The organism is Rhizobium tropici CIAT 899 (assembly GCF_000330885.1).
Taxonomy (GTDB): Bacteria; Pseudomonadota; Alphaproteobacteria; order Rhizobiales; family Rhizobiaceae; genus Rhizobium; species Rhizobium tropici.
Map to the genome: position 1 here is coordinate 143,190 of NC_020060.1, position 11,910 is coordinate 155,099.

Below are 11,910 nucleotides of genomic sequence, written 5' to 3' on the forward strand. Positions count from 1 at the left end.
CTCCGAGAACTCGCTCAGTGAACTACAGAATGACAGATTGTCTGATAATCTGTCAATAGTGCCGCCATGCCCATATCGGGATGTCGGGTTGATTTCGATGAAACCGGTTGGTCGCTCGACGCCCTCAAAGTTCCAAAAGCATGTTGTCACGCAACTGACGTCGGTCGGAGGTTCTCGAGCGGAGTTCCGCCCGATCTGAAGCGATGTGGCAGCCATCGCGATCAGGACAGGACCAAAGCACTATTGAGAGTGTCCGGTAATCCGAAGAGGCAACCGTTTTGATTGGGGCATACGGAACATCCCAACCTCCGCGCGTCGAACGCGGCAAGTGCCATTCGATCATCCAGCCTTCCCCGCTGGGGAAGCGGGCAGATCGAACTCATCGTCGATCGGCCCTTGGCGCGCGCAACCGTGGAGATCACGGGAACTCTTCCAAGTTTTCCTTCGCGGGGTCGTGAGCAAGCCACGGCCTGGCGTGGGACAGCCAGACGTTGGACATAGGAACCGAACCAGGATCAGTGTCAAAAGTGCCTGCCCGCAGCACCTTCATCTCAGGGTTGGCAGGCCGTTCGGCATAAACGTGCGAACCACACCGTGAGCAGAACCACCTCAGTTTTCCAGGGGTCGACTCAAAGCTGTGAAGGGCGTCCTCGCCGGAAATCAGCTGGAAGTTCTCACTCTTCACCTTGGCGGCAGTGTTATGATCGGCCGCATGGGACTTTCTGCACGTCTGGCAGAAGCAGTTCCACATCGGGCCGTCCAGTTCCGACACTTCATACTGTACCGCTTTACATTGGCAAGATCCGAGGATCGGCATCTTCAAAATCCTTTCATCGCTTTATCGAGTTGTGGCTGTCGCGCGCTTGCAGAAAGCCACCGCTTCAAGTTCCGTGCGGCCTGCCGGATCCTGTCTTCATTCTCCACGAAAGCCAGCCGTACGTATTCGTCACCCATCTCACCGAAACCGATACCCGGCGAAATCGCGACCTGTGCCTTCTCGAGCACGAGTTTCGAAAACTCCAGCGAGCCAAGGTGTCGGAAATGCGGGGGTATCTTCGCCCATGCGAACATCGTCGCCGCAGGAGCTGGAACGTCGAAGCCGGCATCGGCAAAGGTCTTCACCAGTGTATCTCTGCGCGTCCTGTAGATGTCTCTTGCCCGCGCGGCGTCCTCCCCGTCCGAGTTTAGGGCATGAGCGGCGGCGACCTGTATCGGCGTAAATGCTCCGTAGTCCAGGTACGATTTCACGCGCGTCAACGCTCGGATGAGCCGTTCGTTACCCACCGCAAACCCAACGCGCCAACCGGGCATCGAGAATGTCTTCGACATCGAGGAGAATTCGACGGCCACGTCGATCGCGCCGGGGACTTCGAGAACAGACGGCGGCGGGGGACCGTCGAAGTAGATTTCAGCGTAGGCGATATCCGACAGAACGATGAGATCGTGCTTCTTCGCGAAGGCGATGACGTCCTTATAGAAATCGAGCGTCGCGACGCGAGCGGTGGGGTTTGACGGGTAGCTTATGATGAGCGCCAGAGGCTTCGGTACCGAATGCCGCACCGCCATTTCGAGAGCTTGGAAGAAGGTCTCATCCGGCTCGACCGGTACCGACCTTATCACGCCCCCTGCCATGAGAAATCCGAACGTATGAATCGGATAGGAAGGGTTCGGACAGAGAATGACATCCCCGGGGGCGGTTATGGCCTGTGCCATGTTCGCAAACCCCTCCTTGGACCCGAGCGTCGCAACAACCTGGGTATCCGGATCAAGCTTCACATTAAACCGGCGGGCGTAATACGCAGCCTTGGCGCGGCGAAGCCCGATAATGCCCTTGGAAGCCGAATAGCGGTGCGTGCGCGGATGCTGCACCGCTTCGCATAGCTTGTCCACAACCCAGCTTGGCGTGGGAAGATCGGGATTGCCCATTCCAAGATCGATGATGTCGACTCCGGCCGCGCGCGCGCTGGACTTGAGACGGTTCACCTGCTCGAAGACGTAAGGGGGCAAACGCTGTATCTTGTGGAATTCCAACTTCTGGTTCCTTATCGTGGGTCCTCCGCGCCGACGGATGAAGCCGGCGCGGAGGTCGCGGGACAACTTGGGAGGTCGTCGATTACTTCTTCGGCCGCCAGGCCAGCGGATCTTCCGGGCGCTCGAAGTACTGTGCTGCTACGTCCGCGGGCCACCATGCATCGCCCTTGGGCTCGATCCACGCCGTGGAGTTCGGATCGCAATCTTCCGGAATTGCTTCCTTCACATCGTCGATCGTGTAGGGAAGAGCCGGTCGCAGGATCGACTGGATCTTCGGCCCCTGGCCTTGGAGCGTCCTCATCATCACGTCCCACACCAGGCGGGCGTCAGCCCGCGGCGGCCAGAAATGGAAGCTCTGGCTGATGAAGTCGGGATTATTGCGCCAGTAGCACGCCGCCGACGCCTCGCCGCCGAGGACGATTGGCATCATGTCGCGCCCGGACTGCTGGACCGCGTTGACGACACCGTTTTCCGAGGCCGACTGGACGAGGATACCAGCGATTTCGGTAGGGTTGGTCGCGAGGAATTTCTGGACTTCGACCTGGGCGACCTGATCGGTCCACTTGCCGGCGACATCGCCCACGACGGTGATGTCCTTATACTCGTCGAACGCCTTCTTGGCACCGACATTGAAGCTGTCGGATGATGCGAAGCCCGGGATGCCCGAAACCGTCAGTACGTTGCCCTTGCCGCCGATTTCCTCGGCCAGCCATTTCGCGGCCGTATAACCGCCCTGGGTGTTGTTTTCGGTCGCATTGATCGCGTAGGGCGATGTCACGTAACCCGAGAACGAGAACACCGGAACGCCCTTGGAGTGCGCGTATTCGATGGTCTGGTTGATGGCCGTTACGTTCGAGCAGCAGATGATGATAGCATCGACGCCGTCGTCGACCATCTGGCGCATCTGCTGGATTTGCGTCGCGTCCTTCAGGTCGGACTGCGTGACGACAAGCTCAGATACCAGTCCAGCCTCCTTGTATTTCGGAAGCAGAACCTCGTTCAATTCAGTGAGGATCTGGGCACGCCACGTGTTGCCTGCATAAGTGGATGCGTAGCCGATTTTCCATGGCGGCGGCCGCTTCGCCACAAAATCCTTGAGCGGCGTACCACCGAGGGGAATTGCCGGGTCCACGAGCTCGTAAAGCTGCTTCTGGTCCGGTGGTAGCGAGTCTAAGCCGTCCGCGAATGCGGCGGTGGTCATCAGGCCTAGCCCGGTGATCACGCTCAATGCGGTGTAAACCTTCTTTAGCATGTGTAGGGTCTCCTCCCCTCTGTACATCCGCTACAGCAGTTGACGCCGTTGGCGTCGAGCCACGGAATTGGTTAAAAGTGTTTCGATTTCGGATTGGTGGCGGGCGACTTGCGCCGCCCGCGGAACGGTCAGTTCCTGAGGCCAGCCTGTTTCAGCAGAGGCATGACGCGGTCGTTGAAGAACGGCAGCTCTTCGTTGTAGTCGACCATTGTGAGAAGCGCGCCGTCGACGCCCGTGTTGCTCAATGCGACGAGCTTGTCGGCGACCTGTTCCGGCGTTCCGACGATCGGGTAGCCGCCCCAGCCAGCGATGAAGCGCTCCTTGAACTTCTGGTACATCTCTGCCGAGTGGTTCTGTGACTGAACCTGAAGAACCTCGCAGATGTTTTCGCAGGCTTCCCAATCGCCCTTCTGGTTCACGTAGTAGTCGTAGTAATCCCGGGCTTCCTTTTCGGTCTCGCGAACGACGACCGGGCACGCGGTGAAGGTTCCGAGTTCGCGCTTGTATTCCTCGCGAGCCAGCTCCTTCACCTTCTTCACCCACGCTGCGCCCGATTCCATGTCCTGCATGAAGCCGAAGTTGAAGTCGCAGAACTTGGCCGTGAAGTGCAGGCCCTTGCCCGACGAACCGGCGCAGATGAGGACCGGGCGACCCGTCTCTTTGTTATAGGGCTTCGGCTCGCTGAACGCGTCTTTCACCTTGAGGAACTGGCCGTCAAAGGTGACGCCGTTCTTCGTCCACAGAGATTCGACGATTTCCATCCATTCCGTGGCATATTCGTAGCGGGTGTCGTGTTCCATCATCGGAACGCCGAACATCTCCATTTCCGGGGTAAACCAACCCGTCACCAGGTTCAGGCCGTATCGGCCCTTCGAAATGTTGTCGATCGTCGTCGCCATCTTCGTCGCGACGATCGGGTTCAGGGTCGGGATATGCGTCGTCGAGAAAAACTGCAGCTTCGTGGTCACGGCAGCCAGGGCCGCGGCCCACGTGAACGTGTCCATGTTCACGCCGTTGAAGTTCGTCGGCCCGCCGAAACCGCGCCACCGGGCGATCGGCACCATGCATTCCCAGCCGGCCGCTTCGAGCTTTTTGGCAATTTCGACATTGTGTTCGAAGGTCGGTTCGAACGTTGATTCCGCGGTGGTGATGGCGCAAGCGCTGGAACAATTCGTTCCGAATACGCCAAGCTTCAGCTTGTTGCCGTTAAACATCGGGTTTCCGGCGGCGCGGAAATCATCGCTGGTCGTCATATTGAAGTGTCCTCCACAGAGTTAGTCTGTTCCCGGCCCGAAAGCCGGGCACCGATTAGATACCCATGTCCTCAAAGACTTCCTGCGCGACGCGGAAGCTGTCGATCGCCGCGGGCACGCCGCAATAGATCGCGACCTGAAGGAAAACTTCGCGAAGCTCGTCCTTGCTGAGGCCGTTATTGATCGCGCCGCGAACGTGCAGCTTCAACTCGTGGGGGCGGTTAAGGGCGGAAATCATGCCAAGATTGAGAAGGCTGCGCGAACGGCGGTCGAGGCCGGGCCTGTTCCAGATCTCGTTCCAGCAATACTCGGTGACAAGCTCCTGCATCGGCCAGTTGAACTCGGTCGCCTTGTTTACCGAAGCGTCCACATATGCACCGCCGAGAACCTCCCGACGGGTCTGCAGACCCTTTTCGAACCGTTCACTGACGGGACGCCCATTCACTTGCGATTTCATATCGGTGGCAATAGTCACGGATCAAACTCCTCATTATCGGCCGAAAGGCATTTGGTGGATGTCATAAGCCGAATGCTCGGCCAAACGTTTCAGGCGGCAGCATCGATCAGCGCTGCCGATCTAACCAATTTCCCGTCCTCGTAGAGGAGCGGGGCAATATTCTCGATAAACCGGGCCTCGATGACTTCCCCGAGAACGACGTCATGGGTGCCAACGGAGACTGCGGAGTTGAGGCTGCAAACGAATGCGGCCTGGGCGTCGCCGAGGACGGGAACTCCGCCAGCCCCGATCCACTCACCGTGAGCGAACCTCTCCTCTCCCTTCAGTTTTCCACTGAACAGCGGAACCAAAGGCGCATGGCTAAGATGCAGCATGTTCACTGCGAATTTCCCCGCCAGCTTGAGCGGGCCGCTGATCGAAGCCGATTGGTTGATGCAAACCAGGAGGGTCGGAGGGTCAGCCGTCACTGACTGGACGGCGGTTGCAGCCATGCCGTAACGGGCACCTTCCCATTCCGTCGTGATCAGGCAAATTGTTGATGTGAACCGGCGTAAAGCAGTCTTGAACGCCGCTTGCGCTGCTATTTCAGCACCAGCCATCGTTACCTCCCCCAAGTCATTCGTGACCTAAGATAAGCAGATTGGCAGACAATCTGTCAACACGTTTTGTTAGTCATTGACAGATTGTCTGCGAAAATGTTTTCTTGGGCAGTGAAAGAGGAGACGATTATGGATCTGGAATCGAAAGTCTGTGTGGTGACCGGGGCTGGCAGCGGGATCGGGCGCGCAACAGCTGAACTGTTTGCGCGCCAGGGCGCTAAGGTTGGCGTCGTCGACGTCAACATCGATGCAGCACGAGACGTCGCCCGAGAAATTGGGACGGATGCGATCGCGTTAAAAGCCGATGTGTCTTCCTCCGCCGAAGTCGAGGCGTTGGTCAGGTCAGTTAAGGAAAAATGGGGGCATATTGACGTTCTCGTCAACAACGCGGGGTTCGGAATGACGGGAAACGTCACCACCATCGCCGAATCCGACTGGGACCGGATCATGGCGGTGAACGTGAAGGGGATCTTCCTCTGCTCGAAATACGTGGTTCCGATTATGGCGGAACAGGGCAACGGATCGATTATTAACACGACCTCATACACCGCCGTGTCAGCCATCGCCAACCGCACGGCCTACGTGGCGTCGAAAGGCGCGATCTCGGCACTCACGAGAGCCATGGCACTGGACCACGCAAAAGACGGGATCCGCGTCAACGCTGTCGCCCCCGGGACGATCGACTCGCCCTATTTCACCAAGATTTTTGCGGAAGCGGCGGACCCACAAGCCTTGCGGGAAGACTTCAACGCCCGTGCAGCCTTGCACCGGATGGGCAACCCGGAAGAGATCGCCGAGGCGATGCTCTTTCTCGCTTCGGACCGCTCGCGGTTTGCGACCGGAAGCATTCTCACAGTCGACGGAGGATCGTCGATCGGTAACCACTTGGTGCGCTGAAGCACATAGGTGCTAGCAGGTGCCTCCTTCTTGACCACGGGAGGCATTTTTACTGTGGTACTACGTGTCGGAAACACAGAGACCCGCAGTGGGAAAAGATAGAGATCACGCGCAAAGCTGCGTGATCAAGACCCTGCGATGAGACGTCGCTACGGCGCTTTATAGTCGCATCGCCGCGCCTGATCCTTCCCCCAGATATCGCGGGAATTTTCCCAATCCACACCGGAACTTCTCGGGAGCGCGTGAGGGATGCCGCCTGCGATGCCGGCCGTGTCATCGCCGGGACGCCAATTGCAAAGCCTCGGTATGCGCCCGCCCGCTTTCGCATGCGATCGCCCGGCGGCTGCACCGGGCGACGAGAGTCAATCCAACCGCTCAGCGAGCGGCGTGCCGTACGAAATCGAGCCCTTTGACAAGATAGCTCCGGAAGAAGTTCGGGTGTTCGCACATTGGAAAGTGACCTAGTCCGCCCATAACGAGGTGGAGGCATCCTGGAATAAGTTCGGCGAGCTTGGCACCGTCGGCCGGCGTGGCTGAGTAGTCATAGTCGCCCGAGAGCAGCGCCACCGGGGTGCGTGATGGGTCAATACGGGGAGCTGTCACTGCTCCGTCGAACTCGTCGCTGTAGAAGGAAAGATCGCCTGGGTAAACTCCGGGTGCTCCCTGCGAATAGATCCAGCTTGACCTCCTGCGCTCCCCTGCGGGGCTCAGTGGGCTCATGATCCCTCTGACATATGCCGAGTTATGAAGTGAGCCGTGTACGTTTACGTTGTGCTGGTATGGGTTCCGTCGTCCCTTGGAGCGGAAAGGTGGCTCGATCGCTACGATCCCGAGGATATGCTCCGGCCGTTCCGCCGCGAGAACCAGCGACATTGCAGCGCCCATGGACCCACCCGCGACAATCGCCTTTTCGCGAACCACCTGTTCGAGAATGGCCGTGCACCATTTCAGGTAGAGCGATGCCGTGAGCTTGTAGGGTGCTCCGTCCCACGTCAGCGGCGGCATGGACCGACCGTGGAATGGTAGGTCAACCGCGATCAGCCTGTAGCTTTTCGCAAGCTCGGTGTCCGCCAGCTGAGGCATGAATTGGCGGCTATCTGCTCCGGCGGTGTGAAGAAACAGGACCGGCACCCCCTCACCTGCTTCTTCGTAATATATTTCATGGGGGACGTCATCGATATTGACGACGGCATACTGCCCCCGAATTTGACGCAGGTCGCGTTGCGCACGCTCCGCTGTCATCTCGGGGGACGTGACGACGAGCTCGAACACCCGTTCGAGAGCCGGGCGTGCTTTCGCGAGGTCGAGCGGTGAGCCGGCGATCTCGAAGAGCGGATTTGCAAGCTGCAACGCCGTGAAGGAGTGAAAGGTCGCCGGCGGCGGCGTCATCAGAACCTGATCCCAGGCGTCCGTGGTGGCCCTCACTGTCACCTGGGGGGCACTGCTTTCCCCCGAGATCTCCGCGCCGCCTTCAGCGAAATCGAGGGCGATCACCTGATCGCCGACGTAGAAGGCGATCTTTATCGTCAGGTCCGGAGTGAGCCGGGGCAATTCCTGATCCCCAAGAGCCTCCGACATGCGGGACCGCAATTCATTAAAAATGCCCAAAGCAACCTCCCTGTTCGAGCGAGCGCCAGGCCGCACGCGTCGGCAGCGCCATGACTTCGAATAAGCAGATTATCAGACAATCTGTCAATACCGGCTAATGCCGCTTCTTCAATCGCCGTGGTTTTCAGAGGTTTTACGCAGGTAGTCCAACGCGACCTTAGCCGCCATATCGATGTGGTACTTGCAGGCTGCGGCGGCTTTCGGTCCGTTTCGGTCGGTAATGGCCGCAGCGATCTCCTTTATCTCTTCCACACTGTGGTTCAAGCGCCCCGGCTGCGTCATCGACGTCATGCGCAGCAGCGTCACCCGATTGTGGAGCGATGTCAGCATTTGCTTGACGAAGACGTTTCCGCTCCCTTGCATCAGGCAGTCGTAAAACGCGGTTTTCGCCTTGATGAGCCTGCTACCGGCGCCGTTTGCCGCGGCTTCCGCAAACTCAGCAACCGCCTCATTGAGTGTGTGGATATCCTGGGCGGTTCCGTTTTCAGCGAATTCCTTTCCAGCATAGCTCTCGAGCAAAGCCCTGACGCTGTAAAGCTGAGCGGCTTCTTCGTAAGTGATAGTGCTGACGACGGGGCCGCGGTGCGGATAGCTGGTAATGAGGCCCTCGGCCTCGAGTTGTCGAAGCGCCTCGCGGATTGATGTTCGTCCGACACCGATCGACTCGCAGAGTTCTCGCTCAACGAGGCGCTGACCCGGCTTGAAACGGCCGCTGGATATCGCCTGCCGCAGTTTATCCTCTACCTGAGTGCGCAAAGTGGCACTCTGCCGTGCAATCTGTAAATCCATATCACCCATAGGATCCAAAAGTCCGTTTTACCAAGGCCGGAACCGGCCGCGCAAGTCATGGTACTATATGGTGGGTTATCCCGATGAGACAACCCGATTGTCTGACGAAAACGAAGAACACCCACGCCTGGCCTCTTACCGGACATTCCATGCGTTCCCATTACCGTAGAACCTTTGCAAATGCGAGATCCGGTGACAGCGATGGGAAACTCGTCAGGACTGCGGGATCGTGGCCTGGAACGAGTACTCCGGACGGTCCTGAAAGCTCACGGAGAGTTCGGTATCCCTCCAGTACGTAGGCGTAATCGGCGAAAAGCGGAAAGACGTCGTCATGCTCTAGATAGCGTTGAAAATGGAGTGCGTCCGATGCGATAACGACGACGTCATTGCCATCGTCCAGCCTCACGACCTGAAGGCCCCTAGAATGACCGCCGACGAGATGGATAGTGAGCCCCTCCATAATCTCGCCGTTCCCGTCGTGGAAGCACACCCTGCCGGAAAACGTCAGGCGGACTGCATCGACTACGGCGTCCACCGCAAAGGGACGCCGAAGACGATCATGGCACATGCATCGTCCTGTACCGTAGGCCATCTCCCGATCCTGCAAGTGGAACAGGGCTTCGGGGAAGTCCGCAAGGTTTCCCGCGTGATCATAGTGAAGATGCGTGATGACGACGTCGGTAATGGACGATGCGGAAATCCCGAGCTGGCGAAGCGCCTCGACCGGATGGATCAACATGGTCCTCCCGCGCCTTTCAGCCTCCTGCGGGCTAAACCCGGTGTCAACCAGGATCAGACGTTCACCATGGCGGATCAACCAAACGAAATACTCGATCCTGCCCGGGGCGTCGTGGGGATCTCCTGCTTCCAGGCCGAGTTCGCCAACGGGCCGAACCGCAGTGCCGTAATGTATCGCCAGGACTTTCCAGTCGGTCAAATTCTCGCTCCTTCCGCAGGCTTAAGGAACCAGCAGATGCCGGATCACCTCGCCACGGTCTAACCGGTCGAAGGCCTCGTTGATTTCCTCAAGCGGGCCAGTGCTGGACAACAGTCTCTCCACGGGCAACCTACCCTTGAGGAACAGGTCGATATAGCGGGGAACATCGCGCGAAGGTACGCAGGACCCCATGTAGCTGCCTTTGATGACGCGTTCTTCCCCGACAAGAGGAAGCGGCGAGATCTCGAATTTGGTGTTCACGTTCGCCAGACCCGCTGTGGCCGTCGTGCCGCCGCGCCGCGTAATGCCATACGCGGTTTCGAACGCTTTGCTCGACCCTGCCATCTCGATGCCGTAGTCCACTCCCCCGCGGGTCGCTTCCTTGACCTCGCCGATGACATCCGGCGTGGTTGCCAGGAAGGTACGCGTCGCGCCCAGCGCCTTAGCCAACTCAAGCTTCTCCGGCATCAAATCGATGGCGACGATCTCGCTTGCCCCGCTAGCCACCGCTCCGAGGACGGCCGACAACCCCACGCCTCCCAGGCCGATGACGGCGACCGACTGCCCCGGCTTCACGCCACATGTATTTACGACGGCACCGACGCCTGTCATCACGGCGCATCCGAACAAGGCCGCCATGGTGACGTCCACGTCTTTGGTGATCTTGACGACCGAGTGCGCCGACACGACCGCGTATTCCGAAAACGCCGATACGCCGCTGTGATGGTTGATATCGTAGCCCCGAAGACGGATATGCTTGCTACCGTTCAACAATGTCCCGGCGGCGTTTGCGCGATAGCCCGGCTCACAGAGGCTTGCGCGTCCTCCCGCGCAGTAATCGCAGTGTCCGCAGATGGGCAGGAACGACATCACGACGTGATCGCCAACCTTCACTGTATCCACACCGGGTCCGATTTCTTCGACAATGCCGGACGCTTCATGCCCCAACGCGACAGGCAATGGACGGGGGCGGTCGCCATTTATCGCCGACAGGTCGGAGTGGCACACACCAGCGGCCTTGATTTTGACCAGGACCTCAAGATTGCCCGGAGGCGCCAGGTCGACGGTCTCGACACTGAGAGGCCGGGAACTTGCATACGGCTTGGGAAGCCCTGACTCTCGGAGAATGACTGATTTCATCTGCATTGTCGCGTATTCCTATCTCGAGAGCATCTGCATGGCGGCGGGTACGTAGCGGAAGCCTTCCCCCTCCCGGGCGACATTGCCGAGCCCGGGCCACGCAAAGTGATAGGACATCACTGGTATGCGGTCTGTCGCGAGCATATCCAGCACCCGTGTGCGCGACCGCGCCGAGAGCTTGGGATCGGTGTCGTACTTGAACTCCATCCACGGGCGTTCCATCAGCAGGATATGATGATGGGTCAGATCGCCGAGGAAGCAGAGCCGATCGTTGCCCGACTGCATGAGGAAGCAGAAGTGGCCCAAGGTGTGGCCTGGAGCGTGCACTGCCTGCACGCCCGGCAGAAACTCCTGACCGTCCACGAAATGCGTTATCCGATCACGGTGTGGAAGAAGGTTCCTCCGGGCATTTTCCACCTGGGCCTTGAAACCGTCATCAAGCTTGCCTCCGTCGGTCCAGTCATCGAAGTCGCTTTCGCTTATGAAGATCTCCGCGTTGGGAAAATTAAGCTTGCCGTCCTGATCGCAAAGTCCGCCGGTGTGGTCGATGTGTGCGTGGGACAACACCACGGCATCGACTTCCAAAGTGTCGATCCCTGCCTCCTGCATGCTCTTCAGCAGGCGACCGGTCGTCGGCCCGAAAATCTTCGACGTCCCCATCCCGGTGTCGAACAGGATGGTCTTTCCGTTGATTTTGACCAGCGGGATGTTCTGCTCGAGGGTCACCGACGAACTGGACAGGAAGTTCCTGTCGAGCATTTCCGTCACCGTGGCTGCGTCGACCCCGAGGAAATTCTCCCGTGGGTCGCCCAATTCCAACGGTCCGTCCGAAAGTACCGTTATTTCGCCGCTTCCGAACTTGAACGGATAGAAATAGGGCAACTTAGTCTGATGCGCTTGGTCATTGAGCACGCCGCTTATCCTCCCAGATTGGCTGCATCATTTGA

General features: G+C 58.8%; 12 protein-coding genes. 1 reads left to right on the forward strand and 11 read right to left on the reverse strand.

From position 1 onward, the window contains the following. Positions 1-418: 418 nt before the first annotated feature. The 6 genes from RTCIAT899_RS19310 to RTCIAT899_RS19335 form a co-directional block, all read right to left on the reverse strand. The gene (locus RTCIAT899_RS19310) at positions 419-817 is read right to left on the reverse strand and encodes a GFA family protein (protein ID WP_015341908.1); all 399 of its coding nucleotides are present in this window, start codon (positions 815-817) and stop codon (positions 419-421) included. Positions 818-819: 2 nt separating this feature from the next. Beyond that, the gene (locus tag RTCIAT899_RS19315; RefSeq protein ID WP_244441500.1) at positions 820-2,070 is read right to left on the reverse strand and encodes an LL-diaminopimelate aminotransferase; all 1,251 of its coding nucleotides are present in this window, start codon (positions 2,068-2,070) and stop codon (positions 820-822) included. Positions 2,071-2,113: 43 nt separating this feature from the next. Further along, positions 2,114-3,283 carry an ABC transporter substrate-binding protein gene (locus tag RTCIAT899_RS19320; RefSeq protein WP_013984725.1) on the reverse strand — a complete coding sequence of 390 codons (1,170 nt, stop codon included), beginning with the start codon at positions 3,281-3,283 and terminating at the stop codon, positions 2,114-2,116. A gap of 128 nt (positions 3,284-3,411) precedes the next feature. After that, complete coding sequence (locus RTCIAT899_RS19325) at positions 3,412-4,536, reverse strand: LLM class flavin-dependent oxidoreductase (RefSeq protein WP_013984726.1); 1,125 nt, start codon at positions 4,534-4,536, stop codon at positions 3,412-3,414. A gap of 55 nt (positions 4,537-4,591) precedes the next feature. Further along, positions 4,592-4,993: a carboxymuconolactone decarboxylase family protein gene (locus RTCIAT899_RS19330; protein WP_018328914.1), complete on the reverse strand. Its 402-nt coding sequence runs from the start codon at positions 4,991-4,993 to the stop codon at positions 4,592-4,594. 89 nt (positions 4,994-5,082) lie between these two features. Further along, a complete protein-coding gene (locus RTCIAT899_RS19335) occupies positions 5,083-5,592 on the reverse strand; it encodes a flavin reductase family protein (RefSeq protein ID WP_013984728.1) in 510 nt (169 codons plus the stop codon). A gap of 129 nt (positions 5,593-5,721) precedes the next feature. Here RTCIAT899_RS19335 and RTCIAT899_RS19340 point away from each other — a divergent pair, with 129 nt between their 5' ends. Beyond that, entirely contained in the window at positions 5,722-6,489 is a 768-nt protein-coding gene (locus RTCIAT899_RS19340) for an SDR family oxidoreductase (protein ID WP_015341910.1), read from the forward strand. A gap of 375 nt (positions 6,490-6,864) precedes the next feature. On the opposite strand, the gene RTCIAT899_RS19345 is transcribed toward RTCIAT899_RS19340, so the two are convergent. The 5 genes from RTCIAT899_RS19345 to RTCIAT899_RS19365 all read right to left on the reverse strand — a co-directional run bounded on the left by RTCIAT899_RS19345 (position 6,865) and on the right by RTCIAT899_RS19365 (position 11,875). Beyond that, the gene (locus tag RTCIAT899_RS19345; protein ID WP_015341911.1) at positions 6,865-8,097 is read right to left on the reverse strand and encodes an alpha/beta fold hydrolase; all 1,233 of its coding nucleotides are present in this window, start codon (positions 8,095-8,097) and stop codon (positions 6,865-6,867) included. Between the two features lie 108 nt (positions 8,098-8,205). Further along, on the reverse strand, positions 8,206-8,895 hold the full coding sequence (locus RTCIAT899_RS19350; RefSeq protein ID WP_004130085.1) for a GntR family transcriptional regulator: 690 nt from the start codon (positions 8,893-8,895) through the stop codon (positions 8,206-8,208). A gap of 151 nt (positions 8,896-9,046) precedes the next feature. Continuing rightward, positions 9,047-9,823, reverse strand: coding sequence for an N-acyl homoserine lactonase family protein (locus tag RTCIAT899_RS19355; protein WP_015341912.1), 777 nt, complete (start codon positions 9,821-9,823; stop codon positions 9,047-9,049). Between the two features lie 21 nt (positions 9,824-9,844). Further along, positions 9,845-10,969, reverse strand: a complete 1,125-nt coding sequence (locus tag RTCIAT899_RS19360) for a zinc-dependent alcohol dehydrogenase family protein (protein ID WP_015341913.1) — start codon at positions 10,967-10,969, stop codon at positions 9,845-9,847. Between the two features lie 12 nt (positions 10,970-10,981). Next, positions 10,982-11,875: an MBL fold metallo-hydrolase gene (locus tag RTCIAT899_RS19365; RefSeq protein ID WP_015341914.1), complete on the reverse strand. Its 894-nt coding sequence runs from the start codon at positions 11,873-11,875 to the stop codon at positions 10,982-10,984. Positions 11,876-11,910: the final 35 nt, after the last annotated feature.